Here is a 21626-nt window from a genome sequence, read left to right as displayed (position 1 = left end):
CCCCGGGCGGGGCTCGCCAATAACAAGTCAATGGAAACGTGAAATCAATGAAAGAGGGAACTGATATGGCACTGACCCGTGAGCAACAGATCCAGGCTATCGAGAAAGACTGGGCGGAAAACCCCCGCTGGAAAGGGATCAAGCGCGGCTACAGCGCCGAAGATGTGGTAAACCTGCGCGGCAGCTTGCAGCCGGTGCACACCCTGGCCCAGCGCGGTGCCGACAAGCTGTGGGGTCTGATCCACGGCGACGCCAAGAAAGGCTACGTCAACTGCCTCGGTGCCCTGACCGGTGGTCAGGCGGTGCAGCAGGCCAAGGCGGGGATCGAGGCGATCTACCTCTCCGGCTGGCAGGTGGCGGCGGACAACAACTTGTCCTCCACCATGTATCCGGATCAGTCCCTCTACCCGGCCAACTCCGTACCGTCCGTGGTGGAGCGCATTAACAACTCCTTCGCCCGTGCCGACCAGATCCAGTGGGCCAACAAGGTCGGACCGCAGGATGAGGGCTTTATCGACTACTTCCTGCCCATCGTGGCCGATGCGGAAGCTGGCTTCGGCGGCGTGCTGAACGCCTTCGAACTGATGAAAGGGATGATTGAAGCAGGTGCCGCTGGCGTGCATTTCGAAGATCAGCTGGCATCAGTCAAGAAGTGCGGCCACATGGGTGGCAAGGTACTGGTACCGACTCAGGAAGCGGTGCAGAAGCTGGTTGCCGCCCGTCTGGCAGCCGATGTGTGCGGCACCACCACCCTGGTGATAGCCCGTACCGACGCCAACGCTGCTGACCTGCTGACCACCGACGCCGACCCGTACGATGCAGACTTCCTGACTGGCGAGCGCACAGCCGAAGGGTTCTACAAGGTTCGTGCCGGTATCGATCAGGCCATCGCTCGCGGTCTGGCTTACGCCCCCTACGCCGACATGGTGTGGTGTGAAACAGCCAAGCCGGATCTGGACGAAGCGCGTAAATTTGCCGAAGCGATCAAGGCCAAGTTCCCGGATCGCATCCTGGCCTACAACTGCTCACCGAGCTTCAACTGGAAGAAAAATCTGGACGATGCCACCATCGCCCGCTTCCAGCAGGAGCTGTCCGACATGGGCTACAAGTACCAGTTCATCACCCTCGCGGGTATCCACAACATGTGGTTCCACATGTACGAACTGGCTTACCAGTACGCCCGTGGCGAAGGGATGAAGCACTACGTCGAGATGGTGCAGGAGCCGGAATTTGCCGCCGCCAGCCGTGGCTACACCTTCGTGGCCCACCAGCAGGAGGTCGGTACCGGTTACTTCGACAAGGTGACTACCGTGATCCAAGGCGGCCAATCCTCGGTCACTGCGCTGACCGGTTCGACCGAAGAAGATCAGTTCCACTGATAGGCCTAGTCCCTTGAGATAGTCCTTGAGATAGCAAAACCCCAGCCTGAAGCTGGGGTTTCTTTTTATCTGCCACTCAAACGAAAGTCAGGTGCACAACCGCACACCGCCGAGAGGATCAGAGCTCGAGGATCTCTTTGACAAAGGGAATGGTCAGCTTGCGCTTGGCGCGAAATGAGGCGTTGTCGAGCTGATTGAGAGTGGTAAGCAGAGTGCGCATATCGCGCGAGAGACGGTTGAGCAGGAAGCGGCCCACATCGATGGGCAGTTTGAAGCCCCGCAGCTCGGCTCGCAGCTGCAGGGCACTGAGCTTGCCTTCATCATCCAGCTCTTCGAGATGGAAACTCACCCCCCAGTCAAGTCGCGAGGCGAGATCCGGCAGCTGCAGCCCCAGCTTGCGCGGCGCGCTGCAACCGGTGACGATCAGCGTCCCTTCCCCTTTCTCCTGCCAGCGATTGTAAAAATCAAACAGCGCCCGCTCCCAAACAGCATTGCCGGCGATGGCCTCAATGCTGTCGAGGCAGACCAGCGGCAGACTTTCGAGGGCATCAAGCATGCTGGGGTCGAGCTGTTCAAACTGATCGAGGGAGAGATAGGCCGCCGCTGCATCGCGGGCATTGACCTCGGCACAGGTGGCATGGAGCAGGTGGGAGCGCCCGGAGCCCTTGGCTCCCCAGAAATAGAGGAAAGGCGACCCCTGACCGATGGCCGCATTCTTGAGGGCGGTGATCAGATGAGCATTGGTGCCGGGATAAAAACTGACGAAGGTTTCATCATCCGGTAGTTGTACGGCTAGGGACAGTTGGGCCGGTTGCTTCACTCGTTGGGCTTTGACTGTGATATTTGTGGCTAAGTGTACCATCGCAATGGCAGATAGAGAACCGCCCGGACAAGCCGGGCGGTAGACAAAAGCCTTGTGAAATCAGGGCTGCGACCATTGGTAACGCAGATTGCTGCCATTATCGTCAACCTTGTGCAAGCGGCTCTCCAGCTGCAGGGCGCGCACCAACTCGCTCTGATCCCCCTGCAGGGTGAAATTGAAGGTGACCTGATTGCCCTCCAGCTTGCCGATCTCGACCTTGCTGACGTTGGCCATCCCCTGCAGCATCTTCTGCACGGCGATCATGCTGTCCACTTCGGAGAGGCCATCTACCACCAGGGTCTGGCTGGTTGCCGGACCAGAAATGCGGGCACCGTAGTTTTTCACTAGCCAGGCCGCCAAGGTATCGGCAAACCCTTGCGCCACTTCGGCCTGAGTGCCGGTGTTATTGCCACGGGTCAGCTCGGCCACTTCACCGGCCGCTTTGGGGCCGTAGAGTCCCCAATCGATGCTCCACTTGTCACCTTCAGGAGTCAGCTTGCCCAACACCACCATCTCGGCGCCATAGCGCTGGCTTGCCTGCAAAATCGGGTCGGCAAAGCGTCCCCAGACGTCGGTGGCACTGACAGCCATGTTGTCATCGAGATCCATCAGCGGAATGCTGATGGGTAGCCCCAGCGTCTGGGCCTGCTCGCGCAAGGCTTGCGCCCAACCATCGCTGGATTGATCCGCCAGCAAGCGACGCTCACCCTGATCCACCACCAGCCAGATGGCCATTTGGGGACGCGCCGGGCCAAGCAGGGCAAACTGGCTCTCGGAGACCAGGCTGTTAACCTTGTCACTCTTGAACTCGGCTTTCAGATACTTGACGGAGTCCTGATCCTGATAACCATAGCTTTTGACATAGTCGCCCGGGGCCGCCAGCGCCTTGACCACCACCGGCTGGGTGAGGATGTCGCGCTTGCCGGTCACCTTGATCAGCACCTGACCCAGTGCCTGCCCCTGAGCGGCCACCATGTCACCACTGGTCGGGGCCTTGCCCTGATAGAGGTCGGTCACCTGAGCGGCCGAGGCCATGAATGACAAGCCGCAGCAGAGGGCGGTCACAACACGTTTGAACATGAACAGAGTCTCGAAATGGGAGAGTGTGCTTATGGTAGCGGCAAGGCACGTCCTGCGGCAAGGCTGGCACAAGCGGCCACAAACAGCAGAGCCGGCGATGCGCCGGCTCCGATCACCCCTTCCATATGGGAAGCAGGTCAAGGCATAAACTTATTTGGTACCGAAGATCTTGTCGCCTGCATCGCCCAGACCCGGCACGATGTAGCCTTTCTCGTTCAGCCCCTGGTCGACAGAAGCGCAGTAGAGCTCTACGTCGGGGTGAGCGGCTTCCAGCGCCTTGATCCCTTCCGGCGCGGCAACCAGTACCAGCACCTTGATGGATTGGCAGCCTTTCTTCTTCAGCAGATCGATGGTAGCGATCATGGAACCACCGGTGGCCAGCATCGGATCGATGACCAGCGCCAGACGCTCTTCGATGTTGCTGACGATCTTCTCGAAATAGGGAACCGGTTGCAGGGTCTCTTCATCGCGGTAGATACCGACCACGCTGACGCGGGCACTCGGCATGTGCTCCAGCACGCCATCCATCATGCCAAGGCCGGCACGCAGGATGGGTACGACGGTTACCTTCTTGCCTTTGATCTGGTCAACTTCTACTGGCCCATTCCAGCCATCGATGATAACCTTCTCGGTTTCGAAGTCAGAGGTCGCTTCATAGGTCAACAAACTGCCCACTTCTTTGGCCAGTTCACGGAAACGCTTGGTGCTGATATCGCCTTCACGCATCAGACCGATCTTGTGTTTGACCAGGGGGTGTTTGACTTCAACGACTTTCATTATTATCTCCTCTAACCTGCCGCAAAAAAATCGCGGAATCATACAACAAAAGCCGCCGCTTGTAGAGCATTTCCGCGCAAAAACGCGCAAACGATTTCCTTTCTGGTTTTTCACCGCCACTGTTAGAATACGCCCCGAATTTTACCCTCCACTTCTTTACATGACGGGGAATACTCGTGACTGACAAAACCTCACTGAGCTACAAGGATGCTGGCGTAGATATCGATGCCGGCAATGCACTGGTTGAACGTATCAAGGGCGTGTCAAAGCGCACTCGTCGTCCTGAAGTCCTTGGTGGTCTTGGCGGCTTTGGGGCCTTGTGTCAAATCCCTGCGGGCTACAAGGAGCCGGTACTGGTCTCCGGTACCGATGGTGTGGGCACCAAGCTACGGCTGGCCATCGACCTGAAGAAGCACGACACCGTTGGCATCGATCTGGTGGCCATGTGCGTCAATGACCTGATCGTACAGGGCGCCGAGCCGCTGTTCTTCCTCGACTACTATGCAACCGGCAAGCTGGACGTGGACACCGCGGCCGCGGTGGTCACCGGGATCGGTGCCGGTTGCGAGCAGTCAGGCTGTGCCCTGGTGGGCGGCGAGACCGCCGAGATGCCGGGTATGTATGAAGGGGAAGACTACGACATCGCCGGTTTCTGCGTCGGTGTGGTGGAGAAGAGCGAAATCATCGACGGCAGTAAGGTCGGTGAAGGGGATGCCCTGATCGCGCTGGCCGCCAGCGGCCCTCACTCCAACGGCTTCTCCCTGATCCGTAAAATTCTGGAAGTCTCCAAAGCCGACGTGCATCAGCCGCTGGGTGACACCACCCTGGCCAACGCCCTGCTGGAGCCGACCCGCATCTATGTGAAACCTGTGCTCAAGCTCATCAAGGAGTGCGAGATCCACGCCCTGTCCCACATCACAGGTGGCGGCTTCTGGGAGAATATCCCCCGCGTATTGCCTGCCAATACTCAAGCTGTGATCGACGAGCAGAGCTGGCAGTGGCCGGCGGTGTTCAGCTGGCTGCAGCAGGCTGGCAACGTCACCCGTCACGAGATGTATCGCACCTTCAACTGCGGTGTCGGCATGATCATCGCCCTGCCCGCCAACCAGCTGGAGAAGGCGCTGACCCTGCTCAAAGCGGAAGGCGAGAACGCATGGCACATCGGTCATATCGCCAAGGCAGCAGACGGTGAGGAGCAGGTCGTCATAAAATGATGCGGATCCTCGTCCTAATCTCCGGCAGCGGCAGCAACCTGCAGGCGATCCTCGACCACTGCGCCAGCGGCAAGATTGCCGGTGAAGTGGTCGGTGTCATCAGCAACAAGGCCGATGCCTATGGTCTGGTTCGCGCTAAAGAGGCAGGCGTGGCGACCTCCATTCTGGCCCAGCAGCAGTTTGCCAGCCGGGAAGAGTATGACGCCGCCCTGCTGGCGCTGATGGCAGATTATCAGCCGGACTTGGTGGTGCTGGCGGGGTTTATGCGGATATTGAGCGGCGATCTGGTGCGCCATTTCGCTGGGAGGATGATCAATATCCACCCCTCCCTGCTGCCCAAGTATCAGGGCCTGCACACCCACCAGCGCGCTATCGATGCCGGTGATAGTGAGCATGGCGCCAGCGTCCACTTCGTCACCGAAGAGCTGGACGGTGGCCCGGTGATCCTGCAGGCCCGCGTGCCCATCTTTGAAGGGGACACGGCGGACGAGGTAGCGGCACGGGTACAGGCGCAGGAGCACAGCATCTACCCGCTGGTGGTGCGCTGGTTCTGCGAAGGCAGGCTGCAGATAGTGGACGGCGCTGTGCAACTGGATGGCGCCCTGCTGGGCCCCGCTGGTTACGCCTGCGAGTAAGCAGACGTCTTGTCGAAATGTGAAAAAGGAGGCCGATGGCCTCCTTTTTATTTCCTGAATTTTCCCACCACAGGCACAGGCTTAAACCTGTTCACGACCTGCAGTGAGAAACCGTCAACAAGGTGAAGAGCAGCATAGGAACCGGAGCGTATAGACATACGTGAGGATTCCGAGCAGCACATGAGCCTTGATCACGGTTTCGTAGCCAGATCGTGGACAGGTTTAGACCGGATTGTCGATATCGATAAAGGTCACATCCAGCCCGTGCACGGTCGCCAGCCACTCCCCCAGCGCCTTGACGCCGTAACGCTCGGTAGCGTGATGGCCAGCGGCGTAGAAGTGCATCCCCATCTCGCGAGCGGTGTGAATGGTCTGCTCGGAGGCTTCACCGGAGATAAAGGCATCGATGCCCTGCTCCGCCGCCAGATTGATGTAGCTCTGACCGCCACCGGTGCACCAGGCCACGGAACGGATAAGCTCGGGGCCGCTGTCGCCACAATAGAGTGGTTCGCGGCCAAGGCGCTCGGCAATCAGTTTGGCAAAATCGCTGCCGCTCATCGGCTCTTCCAGCTTGCCCACCATGGCGACGCTCTTGCTGTTCCACGGCTCCAGGCCGCGGCGTACCTTGATGTCGAGCAGCTTGGCTAGCTGGGCGTTGTTACCCACCTCGGGATGGACATCCAGCGGCAAATGGTAGGCAAACAGGTTGATATCGTGGGTCAGCAGGGTCTTGAGCCGACGCTGCTTCATGCCGGTGATCTGGGCCGGTTCACCGCTCCAGAAGTAGCCGTGGTGAACCAGAATGGCATCGGCATCGGCAGCCACGGCTGCATCGATGAGGGCCTGACTGGCGGTCACGCCAGTCACCACCTTGCGAATGCGCTCGCGCCCCTCCACTTGTAAGCCGTTGGGGCAGTAATCCTTGATAGAGTGCGGTTCGAGCAGATGGTTCAGTACGGTTTCGAGTTTTCGATGAGAGATCATAGGGGTCCCTTATTAAGGCTCGGTCCCCTGCTTTACCAATAAAAACAGGGCCCAGGCTCAAAGCGCCAAGGGCCCCATGATAATCGAGCCGGGCCGTCAAGACCATGACAGCCCCCACACAGTACGGCTTCCCTACATGCCTCAGGCTGGCAGGTCGATCCCCGCCTCCCGCATCTGGGCCAGCTTGTAGCGCAGAGTGCGCGGGCTGATGCCGAGTCGGTCGGCCACCGCCTTGCGGCTGCCGTTACAATCTTGCAGGGTGTCGAGGATGATCTGGTGCTCCTGCTGCTTGAGCTCGCTGCCGAGGCGATCGCCGCCATAGCTGCGCTCCACGCTGACAAACTCCATCTCCTGCTCGTCCAGCTCCTCCAGAATGAGGTGGTCACAATCAATGATCCCGTCGGGGCTGAGGATGAGGGCGCGCTGTACCACGTTATCCAGCTCCCGCACATTGCCGGGCCAGGGGTGGGCCAGCAACCGCTCCCGCGAGGCATCTGTCAACTGTGGTGTCGGCAGCCCCTGCTGACTGGCATGAAGTGCCAGCAGGTGCTCCGCCAGCGGCAGAATGTCGCCGGGCCGCTCACAGAGGGCAGACCAGCGCAGCGGAAAGACGTTGAGGCGATAGTAGAGATCTTCGCGGAACAGACCATCCTGCACCGCTTTTTTCAAATCCCGGTTGCTGGTAGCGATGACCCGCACATCCAGCGGGATCATCTTGCGACTGCCGAGCCGCTCCACCTCTTTCTCCTGCAACACCCGCAGCAATTTGGCTTGCAGCCCCTGATCCATCTCGGTGATCTCGTCAAGCAGCAGGGTGCCCCCCTGCGCCTGCTCGAACTTGCCCGGGCACCCCTGTACCGCACCGGTGAAAGCCCCCTTCTCGTAGCCAAACAGGGTCGCCTCCAGCATGTTTTCCGGAATGGCGGCGCAGTTGATGGCGACGAAAGGCTGCTCGGCGCGGCTGGAGTTATCGTGAATGTAACGGGCCAGCACCTCTTTACCCGTCCCGCTCGGGCCGGTCACCATCACGGTCGCTTCGCTTCTGGCCACTCGGGTCGCCAGCTGGAACAGCTCGGCAGTTTTGGGATCCCCGTAAACCACGGCGCGCTTCTCCACCTTTTGGGCGGGCACATAGCGGCTGACCTGATTGAGCAGCACCTCCGGCGAAAATGGCTTGGCCAGATAGTCGATGGCCCCTTCGCGCATGGCGCGCACTGCGCCATCGATGTTGGCGTAGGCTGTCATCAGCAGCACAGGTATCTGCGGATATTGCTGGCGGATGGTAGCCAACAGGGTGAGGCCGTCCATTCCCCCCATCTGGATATCGGAGATCACCATGTCAAACGGCTGACGGGAGAGGGCCAGCAGAGCCCTCTCGCCGCTGTCCGCTTCACGGCACTCATAACCGCCGAGCAAAAGGGTATCCACCAGCGCTTCGCGCAGGCCATTGTCATCTTCTACAACCAGGATCCGGGCCTGAGTCATGCTACACCTCCCACGACAGCCAACCTGGCCGCATTGATATGGCTCCCTCTCGGCAGGCACAGCTCCTTAACAAGGCTCATGCTGCACCTCCAAGTTGCACCTGCTGCTGATGCAGGGGGAACGACAGAGTAAAACAGGTGCCTTCACCGGGAACCGAGGCCACACCGACCTCCCCCTGATGGGCACGCACGACGGATTGCACCACCGCCAGCCCGAGGCCAGTGCCTTGGGAGCGGGTGGTAAAGAAGGGTTCGAATACCTGACCAAGCAGGTGAGAAGGGATCCCCTTGCCATTGTCGATGACACGCATCTCCACCCGGACACCACTGCGCACCGCGCTGACCAAGAGTGACGTGGCCCCCGCCTGCTGGGCATTGGCGATCAGGTTGTTGATGGCGCCCGCCAGTGCGCTGCTGTTGGCCAGCAGGCAGAGATCGGGCTCCGGCGCCTCTATGTGCAGTTCGCAGCCCTGTTGCTGACAGAAAGCCTCGGCACCAGCCTGCACTTCAGCCAGCAAGCCCTGTACCGAGATGGGGGTGACCACCTGATTGTCGCCATTGCGGGCAAACAGCAGGATGTCGTTGATCTGCTTCTCCAGATCCTGGAGGCGGGCCATCAGCTTTTGCTGAAACTGGCTGCGGGACTCCGGCTTGAGGGTACGGTTGGCCAGGTTGGCGGCATAGAGCATGGCGGCGGAGAGCGGAGTGCGGATCTGGTGGGCGAGCGAAGCCGCCATATTGCCCAGCGCCGACAGCCGCTTCATGTGGTTGATGCGATCCTGAAGCTTGCGGGTTTCAGTGAGGTCATTGATAAAGACCAGCTGGCCGCTCTGATCCGGCAGCGGCTGGGTAGAAAGCTGGACCCGTCGTCCATCGCGCAGGGAGATCTCGTGGCCATCATCCTCACGTGGTTCAAAACAGCGGGCAATGATGCGGCGCCAGAGCTCTCCTTCCAACGGCTCCCCCAGCAGGGAGATGGCTGCCGGATTCGCGCGGGTGACCACCCCAGCCCCGTCAAGCAGCAACACCCCGGTGGGGAGCGCCTTGAAGATGGCATAGAGCTGGCTCACTTCGTGGGACTGGAGTGGCATGTCCTGCTGCTGGATCGTCATAAACCTGACCTCAAACTGGCTATTGGGTCAGGTCATTCAATTTCCATGCCACTAAAATATGTTAATTAAAACAATAGATTGCATGTTAACGTCAAGGCTTTGACCCTTAAACGTCCTTGCTCATCCCGTACTTTTTCATCTTCTCTACCAGGGTGGTACGGCGCATGCCGAGCAGATCGGCGGCGCGGGCCACCACCCCGTCCTGCGACTCCAGCGCCTGGCGGATCAGCTCCACTTCAAGGTCGGCCAGCATCTCCTTGAGATTGACCCCCTCCTCCGGCAGTTGCATGGTGCGGGCAGAGGCGAGGGGGTGATCCAGCTCCGGCGGCTCCTGGAACACCGCCGCCAGCGCATCCCGCTCATCCATCTCGGTCAGCCGCTCATCCCGCGGCTCGCTCGGCAACAGACGATAACGACTCGGCAGATCCGCCACATCGACGATCTGTTGCGGGTAGAGGATAAGCAGCCGCTCCAGCAGGTTGGAAAGCTCGCGCACATTGCCCGGCCAGGGGTACTGCATCAGCGACTCCAGCGCCCGCTGGGTCAGACGGATCACACTGTGGTGCTGCTCCGCGTGACGGTTGAGCAACTCCTGCAGCAGCAGCGGAATGTCATCGATGCGATCCCGCAGTGGCGGGGTCTCAATGGGGAAGACGTTGAGGCGGTAGTAGAGATCTTCACGAAAACCCTGACTGCGGATCAATGCCTCCAGATCCCGATGGGTCGCCGCAATGATGCGCACATCGGCCTGAATGGGCTTGCCGCCACCGACCCTGTCGAACAGCCGCTCCTGCAATACCCGCAGCAGTTTGACCTGCATCGGCATCGGCATGTCGCCAATCTCGTCGAGGAACAGAGTGCCCCCCTGCGCCAGCTCGAAACGACCGCGACGAGCTGCGATGGCGCCGGTAAAGGCTCCCTTCTCGTGACCGAACAGTTCGCTCTCAAGCAACTCGGCAGGAATGGCACCACAGTTGATAGGCACAAAGGGGCCACTACTGCGGGCCGAGAGTTCGTGAATGGCACGGGCCACCACTTCTTTGCCGGTTCCCGATTCACCAAGGATCAGCACGTTGGCATCGGTCTCGGCCACCTGGCTGATGAGGCGGCGAACCTCTTGGATCCCCTTCCCTTTGCCCACCAGCAAACGCAGCAACGTCTGCCCCTTGTCGTGGGTCTGTTGACGGGGATGGAGAGAGACAAAAGCCTGACAGAAGTGCAGGTGACGAGTCAGCGACTCATAGGTAAAGGGGGCCTGGGCAACACCGATAAAGTTGCTGTTGGGCAGTTCCGCCTCAACCAGCGAGATAAAGGGGGTACGAGGGAAAGCGGCAAGTAACTCGGGCAAGGTGCGACCTGCCAGTTCACCCACCAGCACCCCTTGCAGTGGGCCAGAAGATTCGATGGCGACATCCAGGTCCCCTTCTGCGACATCCTGCCACAGGATCCCCATAAACGTGAGCACGGTTCCCAACTGCTGGCGCCGCTGCGCATCGGCATCAACAATCAACACGCCCATCTCCACCATATCCATCCCTCGCGATATCCTGAACTAACTTATTGTTTTATTTAGTAATAAAACAGCTACTGACTGTCTTTTTGCAGGCACACAAAGTGCCAAAAAACCGACACATTGTCAAAAATTGTCGTATTCAGGCTAAGTGTATCGATAGAAACGGGAGATTAGATAAATTTTGCCGAGGAATTTTCTGCATTGGCGCCGCTAGCAAACGCCGCCAATGGCGGAAAGAAAACTGCCCTCGTCAGAGGGCAGCATGCAATACGGTCAGATGAACTCAGTGGCTGTGGTGGTGATGCGGCGCCGCATAACGACACGCGGGAAAACGACTACAGGCCAGGAAGAGTCGACCGGCGTGGGGGCCTTTTTTCGCCTCCCGCTCCACCAGCGGCGCATCGCAACGGGGGCAATGCTGCACCTCGAGCTCCTCGTCCTCCTCTACATCGGCGAACAGTCCATCGACCAGCTCACCCTCACTCTGTGGTGTCTCCACCATCCCCTTGGCCCGGATGGCAGGTTCGTGGAGCGACGAGGGCGAGACAGCCTCGGCATGGGCAGTGCGGCCACGCATCCCGGCACCGACATCCACGCCGTCCAGCAGCAGAGGGTTGAACGTCGGCTCGCGGCGCGCCCCGTGCGGCAGATCGTCAATCAAGGGTTCGCTGGTTTTGAGCAGCAGCGGCAAGATCTGTTCGCGCAGCTCTTCCACCAGATAGCTGGCACTTGCCGGGATCTGCAGCAACGGCAGACCGGCACTGTCACAGGCGGTTTTCAGAAAGAGATCCCGCGCCTTGCGCTTCTGATGGCGGTGGGAGCTGTCATCGAGTTCGATGGCACAGATAAAGGAGAGATCAGAAGGGTGGCAAAGCAGATAGTCGAAATGCTTGGCGCTGATCTTGTTGAAGTACTGCTGCCATTTGCTTTTGCCGATCCCGGCCTGCGGCGTCAGCACATCGGCCACCCGCACCTTGGCAAAGACCCGGGCCTTGTCACCCACCGCCAGATCCAGCACCCCGAGGAAGGATCGCTCGGCGGGACTGAACAGGGTCTCCTGCACATCATAGGGCAGGCGCTTTTGCTGTCTGCCTCTGCTCCAGAAGATCGCCAGCACAAGCAGAGCCAGCAACAACAATCCCGATAGGACAAGGGTATTCATGAGAGCACGATCCAGTTCACGACACGAAAGGGGAATTACTTTACCACAGCCGCCACGGAGCAAGGCAGCAGACCCGTGTATAGAAAGTGAAAAGTCCCGTCTTTTTATCTATTTGTCAGCAGGCGGGGGTTCATATGACCAGCCCCAGCAGGCACAATAGGGATAGAGCAAGAAATCCCATTTCAAGGAGAGCAGGATGCAAAAGCAATTGGTGGTCACCGTGATCGGTGCAGACAAACCCGGGATCGTCGAGAGTCTGGCTGCAGTCATCAGCAGCGAGCAGGGCAACTGGCTGGGCAGCGCCATGAGCGAACTGGCGGGACAGTTTGCCGGTATCCTCCATGTCTCTGTCCCCGATGAGCACTATCGCAGCCTGTGCGAAGCACTGGCCCTGCTACCGGGTCTGACCATCAGCTTTGCCGAAGGAACACCTACCGCCGAGCCAGCCCATCAAGTCATGATGACAGTAACCGGCAACGACCGCCCCGGCATCGTCCATGAAGTAGCCAGCATCCTGCGCCAGCTCGAGATCAACGTGGCCGATCTCACCACCGGCTGTGAACCGGCTCCCCACTCCGGCGCCCCGCTCTTTTATGCCCATGCGCTGGTTGCCCTGCCCGACGGGCTCGCGATGGATAAGCTGATCACCGCGCTGGAATCCCTCTCCGACGATCTGGTGGTCGACATCGACGAAGCGTTCAGCGAGCAGTAACAATACTGTCATTTATTTGTCATATATTAACGCCATAACTGCCGCGCAGACGCGACCTGAAACAGAGGCACAAGATGAGCACCGACAAGCAGTATGAAGAGAAAGAGCTGAGCTGGCTCTCATTCAATGAACGGGTGTTGCAAGAGGCAATGGACAAGACGGTGCCCCTCATCGAGCGGGTTCGTTTTCTGGGGATCTTCTCCTCCAACCAGGATGAGTTCTTCAAGGTACGGGTATCGGATGTCAAGCGCCGCATCCTCATCAATGAAGTACATGGTGGCGACGATGAAGCGAAAGTGCTGCTGCGCGCCATCCAGCAGAAGGTGATGGCGCTCGGTGAAGCGTTCGACAACACCTATAAGGAGCTGCTGATCGCCCTGGCCCGCCACAACATCTTTCTGGTCAACGAGAACCAGCTCTCCGATGCCATTCAGAAGTGGCTGCGGGTCTTCTTCAAGGAGAAGGTGCTACGCCACATCATCCCGATCCTGCTCAACAAAGAGGTTAATCCGGTCAAATTCCTCAAGGATGAGTACACCTATCTGGCCATCGAGATGAAGAAGAACGGTCAGGTGATCCAGTACGCTCTGGTGGAAGTGCCGACCGACGACCTGCCCCGCTTCTTCCAGCTGCCGCCGGAAGGGACCCGCCGCAAGAAGCAGATCATCATTCTGGATAACGTCATCCGCTTCTGCCTCGACGAGATCTTCAAAGGCTTCTTCGACTACGACGAGATTGCCGCTTATGCGGTGAAGCTGACCCGGGATGCCGAATATGATCTCTCCGACCAGCTGGACTTGAGCCTGGTGGACAAGATGAGTGACGGCTTGAAGCAGCGCCTCACCGCCATGCCGGTGCGCTTCGTCTACGAGCGGGAGATGCCCGCCGCCATGATAAGCTTCCTGAAACTCAAGCTGCAGATCAGCTCCTACGACGCCATCATGCCGGGTGGGCGCTATCACAACTTCAAGGATTTCATCGGCTTCCCCAACGTGGGTCGTGACTACCTGGAAAACCCCAAACTGCCGGCCCTCGATTGCCGCGATTTTGACGGCTTCGTCAACGCCTTCGATGCCATCACCAAGCAGGATATTCTGCTCTACTACCCGTATCACAAGTTCCACCACTTCACCGAGCTAGTGCGCCAGGCGGCGTTCGATCCGGCGGTCAGCGCCATTCGCATCAACATTTATCGGGTGGCCAAGAAGTCGCGGATCATCCACTCCCTTATCGATGCCGCCAACAACGGCAAGAAGGTGACCGTGGTGGTCGAGCTGCGCGCCCGTTTCGACGAGGCGGCCAACATCGACTGGGCCAACATCCTTACCGATGCCGGAGTCAAGGTGGTGTTCGGGGTACCGAGCCTCAAGATCCACTCCAAGCTCTGCCTCATCACCCGTCACGAAAATGGCGAGGCGGTGCGCTATGCCCATATCGGCACCGGAAACTTCAACGAGAAGACCGCCAAGATCTACACCGACTTCTCGCTGCTGACCCGCAATCCGGATATCACCGCCGAAGTGGAAGGGGTGTTTGAATACATCGAGTACCCCTATAAGCGATACAAATTCAACCACCTGCTGGTCTCCCCCATCAACAGCCGCCGTCAGCTTTATCGTCTCATCGACAACGAGCTCTCCAACGCCAAGGCGGGCCAGCCGAGCGGTATCATCCTCAAGATCAACAATCTGGTGGACAAGGATCTCATCAACCGCCTCTATGCCGCCGGGCAGGCGGGAGTACCGATCCAGATGATCATCCGTGGCATGTGCGCCCTGCGTCCGGGCGTACCGGGCCTCAGTGACAACATCAAGGTGATCAGCATCATCGACCGCTTCCTCGAGCACCCGCGGGTGATGGTGTTCCACAACAAGGGCAACCCCCAGCTCTATATCTCCAGCGCCGACTGGATGAGCCGCAATATCGACGGCCGGATCGAGGTGGGCACCCCCATTTATGATGAGCGCCTCAAGCAGCGCATCATGGACATTCTCGAACTACAACTGAGTGATACCTGCAAGGCGCGGGTCATTGATGCCGACCAGCAGAACGAATATGTGAAGCGGGGCAACCGCCGCAAGATCCGCTCTCAGGTGGCGATTTACGACTATCTCAAACGTATCGAGTCAAACAATGGACAATAGTCTCTATGCCGCCGTGGATCTCGGCTCCAACAGTTTTCATATGGTGATCGCCCATCTGAGCGAAGGGCGTTTTCGCATCGTCGATCGCATCAAGGAGCGGGTGCGTCTGGCGGAAGGGATGGATGAGCAGAAGCGGATGAGCCCGGAGGCGATGGAACGCGGCCTCGCCTGCCTGTCACTGTTTGCCGAGCGCCTCACCAACATCAAGCCGGACCAGATCCGCATCGCAGGTACCTATACCCTGCGCCGTGCCAGCAACGCCCGCGAATTTGTGAGTGAAGCAGCCAAGGTGCTCAACCACCCCATCGAGATCATCAGCGGGCAGGAAGAAGCACGCCTCATCTATCAGGGGGTTGCCCATACCCAGCATATCGAGGGCCAGGTACTGGTGATCGATATCGGCGGCGGCAGCACCGAACTCATCATCGGTGAAGGGTTTGAACACAAGGCCCTTACCAGTCGCAAGATGGGCTGCGTCAGCTTTACCCAGAGCTTCTTTGCCAGCGGCAAGCTGAGCGACAAGCACTTCACCAATGCCGTGCTGGAGACGCAGCACCAACTCGCCCCCATCGTCAACCAGTACCGCAAGCTGGGCTGGCAGAGCTGCCTTGGCAGCTCAGGCTCCATTCGTACGGTACGGGATGTACTGCAAGGCGAAGGGCTGACTGACGGCAGCATCACGCTGGAGGGGCTGGAGCGGCTCAAGGCGCTGATGATTGAGCGCAAGCGAGTGGATAACCTCAAACTGGTCGGGCTTACCGAGGAGCGTCAGGAGGTGTTTGCCGCTGCGGTCGCCATCCTGCTCGGGCTGTTTACCTCGCTGCCCATAGAGCGGCTCGACTACTCCGATGGTGCCCTGCGTGAAGGGTTGCTTTATGAATTCGAGGAACGCTTGCAGCACCACGATATTCGCGAGCGTACCGCGCAGGCGCTCGGCACCCACTACCGGATGGACCGCAAACAAGCAGCCCGGGTTGAGCAGAGCGTGCTGACCCTGTTTGATGCCCTGCAAGAGCCCTGGCAGATGGAGATTGAGCCCTATCGCGCCATCCTCGGCTGGGCAGCGCGGCTGCACGAAATCGGCCTAGCCATCAACTACAGCGGCATTCATCGCCACTCCGCCTATATCCTGCAACACACAGACCTGCCTGGCTTCAACCAGGACGATCAGGCCCTGCTGGCAGCGCTGGTACGCTTCCAGCGCAAGGGGCTCAAGCTCTCCGAGCTGCCTCCCCTGCCCAACCACGACATGCAAACGGTGCTGCGCTGCATCCGCATCCTGCGCCTCGCAGTCGCCGCTCACCACAAGCGTCAGGACAACCTGCTGCCTGAGTGGAAAGTCGCAGTGCAAGGGGATCAGCTGGTCGTGACCCTGCCGATCGACTGGTGCGAGGAGAACCGTCTCCTGATGCAGAATCTGGAGAAGGAACACCGCTACTGTCAGGAGCAGGGCTGGCCACTGCTGTTCCAGCTCGGCTAAACCGGAAAGATAAATGCAAAAGGCAGCCCACTGGCTGCCTTTTGCATCTCAATCTCCCTGTTACTGCAACTCGGGCAACAACCACTTGGCCATCTCGAAGTAGATGATAAGGCCGGTACCATCCACCAGCGTCGCGATGAAGGGTGCAGAGACCACCGCCGGATCGATGCGGAAACGACGCAGCACCATGGGAATAATGGACGCGACCGTGGCACTCCAGAGCACGATGGCGATGATGGTAAAGGTCACCACCATGCCAATCTGGGGACCGACGCCAAGACTCCATGCCCGCACCCAGGCCGCCATGGCAATGGCCCCCGAGATGAGCAGACCGGTGGAGAGCTCCTTTTTCAGCACTGTGCCGAGATTGCGCAGACTCACCTCCCCGACCGCCATGGCTCGTACTATGGTGGTGGTGATCTGGGTGCCGCTGTTACCGCCAGTACCGATCAGGAGTGGAATGAAGAAGGCCAGCGCGATGGCGGCTTCCAGCTGCTCCTCGAATGCCCGCAACACTGTGCCGGTGTAAGCTTCCGCCACGAACAGGATAAGCAGCCAGCCCACCCGTTTGCGCCACAGTTGCCAGGGCGTCGCCTGCAAGTAAGGGGTATCGAGCGGTGATGAGCCACCCTGCATCTCGGCATCCTCGGTGGATTCAAGCTCCAGAATGTCGGCGGCATCATCGACGTGGAAAATACCGACCAGTCTCCCCTGATCCTCGACCGGCAATACCGACAGGTCGCGGTCGATCAGCAGGCGCGCCGCCAGCTCCTGATCAGCCCGAGCGTTGATCCGCACCGTCTCCCGGTCCATCAGGTTAGCGACACTGGCCTCGGGGTCAGCAATCAGCAAGCTCTTGAGCGAGATACTCCCCTGTAGACGGCCATCCACGTTGACCACATAGATGTGGCGGAACAGCTGGGCATTGTCCCAGGCATCGTGGATCAGCTGCTTGGCCTTGCCGACGGAATCCTGTTCGCTCACTGCCAGATACTCGTGGCGCATATTGGCCCCGACGGACTCAGGCGGCCAATCCAGCAGTGAGTAGTAGATGGCCTGCGCCTGGGTCGGGAAGCGAGCCAGCAACATGGTGCGATCCTGACGACTCAGTTTGCGCAGGATAGCCACCATTTCGCGACGGGGAATAGCCTCCTGCAACACGCTGACGATGCTGCCATGCAGCCGCAGCAAAAGGCGACCGGCACTCTCTGCGGAGAGAGAAGCGATCAGTTCTGCCCCTTCTGACGCAGGCAAGGTGTCAAAGATGCAGTTGAGCTCTTCCGGACGCAGGGTCAGCAGCTGATCGGCGCGCTGAACCGGATCCAGATTGTGTTCCAGCCAGCCTTGCAGGCTGGCGAGATCGAGCAGTTGATGACGGTTGAGAATGGTGTGTGTTTTCTTCATCACAAAGAACCTCATGTGATTTCAGGCAAGCCTGAGCGCGAGCGGAGACCGTTCGCTGTCTGAAAGAAAACAGCAATTTGATTGACGAGTAATAGGCAGGAAATGACGCCGTTCGGCGTGTCATCATCCCCACGTACCAGCTTTAGCACTGCATAACGTATCCGGCATGCCGGAAGCCACTTGGGTTTACACCTTAATCCGATGAAAACTGTCCTGATCTTGGGCGTCTCTGGACGTCGTGAGATCAGTGGCCTGTGTTTATACAGGAGCCTCGCCTAACGAGATGCTGCAAATAATATGCACAACCCTCTGTTGTGCGGGCGGCATGATTATCCAATCCCGCAGGGAGGTCAACCCCGCCTCAACCAGGAAACAGGGTATGGCAACAGCTTGTTACAATTGTCGGAACATATCAGGGGAACTCTGCCGGGGATGCATAGCAAAAAGGCCCCATAGGGGCCTTTTCTTAGCGAATATAGTCAAATAGCGTCAGACGACTTATTTTGCTGAACGAGAGCTGCGAGGCACTCAATGCCGCATCCTCTTTTGACAGGGCTGAAATTACCTCATAGAGATCGACTTCCGACACCTTGGCTCTCGCCTCGGCATTGAGGGTGCTCAACCCCTCGTTGGAACCCATCACCTGCTCCAGACTGTTCATCCGGCCACCCAGTTCACCCAGCCCATGATCAATGTTCAAACGGGCATTTTTCATATGAACGGTGGCATCGGCCACTTTTTGCTCAAAACTCTCGGCTGAAATATTGGGATCACGCAGAGCCGTAATGAAGTCTGACATCCCGTTCAACACGTTGTCATTCTTGGGAGGATTGAGAGCAAACTGCTGTGCTGCACCACCTGCAGGCTGATCCAGTGTCAGTTCGAGACCATTGAACGGTATTTTGGTACCGGGAGTGTAATTACCTGTCTGCAGGGTATTGCCACCCGCATCCTTGATATCATAGGTATCGGGCGGGCCAATTGTGGTGGAGACTGTGTAGGTGTTGCTGGGCAGTGCCGGGTCGTAACTGGATTTATAGAAATTATCAAAATCCCCCTGATCCCCGACCCCTACCTTGATATTCGCACTGGTGGCACTGGCGGTTCTTCTGGTTGCTACGATTTCAAACAGATCCTGTCCGGAGTCATTGGCAGCAATTTGCACTGTGGGCGATACCTGAATATTTCGCTGGCCAGGATCTCCCTGATAAATGTATTTACCGTTGGCATCTTTCACATAGGGCTGGGTCTTGCTCTGATTGCCCCCGAAAATAAATTCACCCGATGAGTTCTTGCTGTTCATCAGGTCAAACATTTGCTGCTGCAACCCTTCCAGTTCGCTGGCAATGGCCTTTCGGTCATCCAGGCTAATGGCACCATTATTGGATTTCTGGATCAGGGTCTGGGCACTGAGCATCGCAGTATTGAGAGAGTCCAATACCGTCTCTTCATGCCCCAGACTGTTCTGCAGCAAACTGCCATTCACCCCGTACTGTTTAAACAGTTCAATCTCTTTGGTCAGCGCCATCTTCTGGCTCATGCCTGCCGGATCCTCACCGGCGCTCTGAAACTTGTTGCCGGTTTGCAGCTGCTGATAGGCCTTGTCCAGTCGCTCGTTGGTATTGGTGAGGGAGTAAAGATTCCGATCGTAGATCATGTTTGTAGTGATGCGCATGACGTTACCTCACGGACGAAAGCAGTGTATCGAAGATGGTTTTGGCCGTACTGACCACCTGCGCGGATGCCGCGTAAGATTGCTGGAAACGGATCAGATTGGCCGCTTCCTCCTCCAGATTGACCCCGGAGACGCTCTCGTAGATCCCGGTACTCTGGATCAGCTTGGATTCATTAGCCTTGAGCAGGGTTTTTGCCTGACTGGTATTGTTACCCACTTCCATCACCAACCCGGAGTAAGCCTGGTTAAAGGTCATCTTGTCGTTGGTGGTACCACCATTGGTGCTTTTGCGTACCAGATCCTTGTTCTGCAACTCAGCCATTGCCAGACCATTGCTGTTATCAGCAAAACCATTGGTGTTGTAACTAAGCTGAAAGCTGTCGGTTTGTTCTACCGTGCCGGTAATGCTGAACTCGTAGCCCGGGCTCTGTTTCGGGTTGCTGTAGACCGCAGGCCCACCCGGAAAGGGGTTTACTATCGAGGCCATCAAATTCTGCCCTTTGCTGGCTGCCGGCGCGACACCGATCAAGGTAGTGCCATCACCGGCATACACCTCATAATTGCCGTTATTGCCGATCTTGACGATCTGGGGAGCGGCGGGATCCAGGCTGTTGGTACCAAAACCGGAACCCGTTCCGGTATTGAAGATGCCATCGAGCTTGATGTCTGCACTGCCGATGTTGTTGGTAGTCTTCTGTACTTTGAGAGGTGCAGCCAAGGCCAGGTCTTCCGGCCGGTTGATCTGCTGAGCCAGCCCGGCAGCAGCCCCCTTGGTTGGTTGCAGCAGCAGCTTGTCTCCTGCCGCTGGCGTACCGGTGAGATCGATCGAGATCCCGTGGCCAGCCAGTTCAAACGTTGCTGGCGGCGTGGTGCCCGTCGCCACAGAGGTGCGATTACCAGATTTGTCCAGCGAGAACACTTCATATCCGCTCGCACTGCTAAAGCGCACTTCATAGTCGAAGGGGGTTACAGAGCTTCCTTTGCCGGGTACAAAGCTGACATTCGCTCCGACCGACCCTGTGTTGTCGCCATAAGGCAATCCCTTGCTGGTTGGCAGGGTGAAAATATCGCTGCCCAACTCGTTGTCCAGATCCATCCCGAGACGGTTTTGCTGGTTCATGGCATCCGCCATCGCAACGGCCAGCTGGCCCAGTTCACGCTTGGTCGGCTCCAGGTCGGTACGCGCCTTGAACAGCCCTCCCATGGCCCCCCCGAAGGTATCGTGATCGATGAGAGCCTGATTGTCGCCAAGAGTCAGCTGCAACTCCTGATCACGGGAATCGGGATCGCCCGCCACCACCTTGAACTGGGCAACGCCCCCATCCAGGATCAGCGAATGACCAGTGCTCATATTGACCAATACGCTGCCGTTAGCCTGGGTTACGGTACGAATATCCATCTTCTCGGAGAGCTGCCTGATCGCCTCGTCACGCTGATCAAACAGCATCAGGTTCTCTTCGGGAGACCCCTGAGTACGGATGATCGCCTGGTTGAGATCATTGATGCTGGTGAGCAGACTGTTGACCTGCTTGGTCTCATCTTCAATACGGGTGTTGAGGGTATCGCTCTGCTTGTCGAGCTGGGCCGAGAGTGTGTGAAAGCGGTTCACCATACCGCTCAGCTCCGTCATCACTACCTTGCGGCCACCGATCTCGGCGGGTGATTCATTTGCCGAATGAAAGGACTTGAAATAAGAGGTGATGGTCTCCCCTACGCTATTGCTGGTGTCTCCCAGCAGGCGATCCACGCCGGCCAGCTGCTCGTAATGAGTCAGGGATGCGTAAAAGGCAGAGGTATCGCGACGCACTTCTCCCTGCATATAGCTGTTGATTACCCGCTCGGTCCTGATGTCACCTGTGCCAAGACCGATGGCATTGGTATACACCAGCGTACGCTCACGCACATAGCCCTGGCTATTGACGTTTACGATATTGTTACTGGTGCTCTGCAGTAGGCGCTGCTGTGCCAGCACGCCCGATGTACCAATTCCAAGCAGATCGCTTGCCATA

At 58.3% G+C, this 21626-nt stretch carries 17 protein-coding genes and 1 riboswitch; of the genes, 6 read left to right on the top strand and 11 right to left on the bottom strand.

Going from position 1 to position 21626, the window contains the following annotated elements; all coding sequences use genetic code 11:
• The first annotated feature begins 65 nt into the window (after positions 1-65).
• Positions 66-1379 (top strand): isocitrate lyase, encoded by a 1314-nt coding sequence (gene aceA / locus G5179_RS13965; RefSeq protein WP_005344572.1) that lies wholly within the window; start codon positions 66-68, stop codon positions 1377-1379.
• Positions 1380-1497: 118 nt separating this feature from the next.
• On the opposite strand, the gene hda is transcribed toward aceA, so the two are convergent.
• The 3 genes from hda to upp all read right to left on the bottom strand — a co-directional run bounded on the left by hda (position 1498) and on the right by upp (position 4098).
• Positions 1498-2199 carry a DnaA inactivator Hda gene (gene hda / locus G5179_RS13960; RefSeq protein ID WP_033114378.1) on the bottom strand — a complete coding sequence of 234 codons (702 nt, stop codon included), beginning with the start codon at positions 2197-2199 and terminating at the stop codon, positions 1498-1500.
• 102 nt (positions 2200-2301) lie between these two features.
• Positions 2302-3321 carry a DUF2066 domain-containing protein gene (locus G5179_RS13955; RefSeq protein WP_421258566.1) on the bottom strand — a complete coding sequence of 340 codons (1020 nt, stop codon included), beginning with the start codon at positions 3319-3321 and terminating at the stop codon, positions 2302-2304.
• 150 nt (positions 3322-3471) lie between these two features.
• Positions 3472-4098: a uracil phosphoribosyltransferase gene (gene upp, locus G5179_RS13950; protein ID WP_005334115.1), complete on the bottom strand. Its 627-nt coding sequence runs from the start codon at positions 4096-4098 to the stop codon at positions 3472-3474.
• Positions 4099-4274: 176 nt separating this feature from the next.
• Here upp and purM point away from each other — a divergent pair, with 176 nt between their 5' ends.
• Positions 4275-5312, top strand: a complete 1038-nt coding sequence (gene purM / locus G5179_RS13945; protein ID WP_021231046.1) for a phosphoribosylformylglycinamidine cyclo-ligase — start codon at positions 4275-4277, stop codon at positions 5310-5312.
• The gene (gene purN / locus G5179_RS13940) at positions 5309-5947 is read left to right on the top strand and encodes a phosphoribosylglycinamide formyltransferase (protein WP_421258565.1); all 639 of its coding nucleotides are present in this window, start codon (positions 5309-5311) and stop codon (positions 5945-5947) included. The genes purM and purN overlap by 4 nt, the downstream gene beginning before the upstream one ends.
• 222 nt (positions 5948-6169) lie before the next feature.
• On the opposite strand, the gene G5179_RS13935 is transcribed toward purN, so the two are convergent.
• The 5 genes from G5179_RS13935 to G5179_RS13915 all read right to left on the bottom strand — a co-directional run bounded on the left by G5179_RS13935 (position 6170) and on the right by G5179_RS13915 (position 12202).
• Positions 6170-6931, bottom strand: a complete 762-nt coding sequence (locus G5179_RS13935; RefSeq protein ID WP_421258564.1) for a Nif3-like dinuclear metal center hexameric protein — start codon at positions 6929-6931, stop codon at positions 6170-6172.
• Positions 6932-7072: 141 nt separating this feature from the next.
• Positions 7073-8416 (bottom strand): sigma-54-dependent transcriptional regulator, encoded by a 1344-nt coding sequence (locus tag G5179_RS13930; RefSeq protein WP_108614389.1) that lies wholly within the window; start codon positions 8414-8416, stop codon positions 7073-7075.
• Between the two features lie 76 nt (positions 8417-8492).
• Complete coding sequence (locus G5179_RS13925; protein WP_216954098.1) at positions 8493-9527, bottom strand: sensor histidine kinase; 1035 nt, start codon at positions 9525-9527, stop codon at positions 8493-8495.
• Positions 9528-9633: 106 nt separating this feature from the next.
• Positions 9634-11055, bottom strand: coding sequence for a sigma-54 dependent transcriptional regulator (locus G5179_RS13920; RefSeq protein ID WP_216954401.1), 1422 nt, complete (start codon positions 11053-11055; stop codon positions 9634-9636).
• Positions 11056-11323: 268 nt separating this feature from the next.
• Complete coding sequence (locus G5179_RS13915) at positions 11324-12202, bottom strand: DUF2726 domain-containing protein (protein WP_270904533.1); 879 nt, start codon at positions 12200-12202, stop codon at positions 11324-11326.
• A 196-nt stretch (positions 12203-12398) separates the two neighbouring features.
• Between G5179_RS13915 and G5179_RS13910 the strand changes: the two genes are divergently transcribed.
• The 3 genes from G5179_RS13910 to ppx all read left to right on the top strand — a co-directional run bounded on the left by G5179_RS13910 (position 12399) and on the right by ppx (position 16538).
• On the top strand, positions 12399-12914 hold the full coding sequence (locus tag G5179_RS13910; RefSeq protein WP_421173083.1) for a glycine cleavage system protein R: 516 nt from the start codon (positions 12399-12401) through the stop codon (positions 12912-12914).
• A 74-nt stretch (positions 12915-12988) separates the two neighbouring features.
• Complete coding sequence (gene ppk1, locus G5179_RS13905) at positions 12989-15058, top strand: polyphosphate kinase 1 (protein ID WP_005350671.1); 2070 nt, start codon at positions 12989-12991, stop codon at positions 15056-15058.
• A complete protein-coding gene (gene ppx, locus G5179_RS13900) occupies positions 15048-16538 on the top strand; it encodes an exopolyphosphatase (RefSeq protein WP_421258563.1) in 1491 nt (496 codons plus the stop codon). The genes ppk1 and ppx overlap by 11 nt, the downstream gene beginning before the upstream one ends.
• A gap of 60 nt (positions 16539-16598) precedes the next feature.
• On the opposite strand, the gene mgtE is transcribed toward ppx, so the two are convergent.
• The 3 genes from mgtE to G5179_RS13885 form a co-directional block, all read right to left on the bottom strand.
• A complete protein-coding gene (gene mgtE, locus G5179_RS13895; RefSeq protein WP_421204981.1) occupies positions 16599-17942 on the bottom strand; it encodes a magnesium transporter in 1344 nt (447 codons plus the stop codon).
• A gap of 120 nt (positions 17943-18062) precedes the next feature.
• Positions 18063-18232, bottom strand: a riboswitch (M-box (ykoK) riboswitch).
• Between the two features lie 176 nt (positions 18233-18408).
• Positions 18409-19617 (bottom strand): flagellar hook-associated protein FlgL, encoded by a 1209-nt coding sequence (gene flgL / locus G5179_RS13890; protein ID WP_421258562.1) that lies wholly within the window; start codon positions 19615-19617, stop codon positions 18409-18411.
• A 4-nt stretch (positions 19618-19621) separates the two neighbouring features.
• Entirely contained in the window at positions 19622-21625 is a 2004-nt protein-coding gene (locus G5179_RS13885; protein ID WP_421258561.1) for a FlgK family flagellar hook-associated protein, read from the bottom strand.
• Position 21626 lies beyond the last annotated feature (1 nt).

This window comes from Aeromonas sp. 600886 (assembly GCF_049174935.1).
GTDB lineage: Bacteria > Pseudomonadota > Gammaproteobacteria > Enterobacterales > Aeromonadaceae > Aeromonas > Aeromonas veronii_A.
This window is presented reverse-complemented; position numbering and strand designations above follow the sequence as displayed.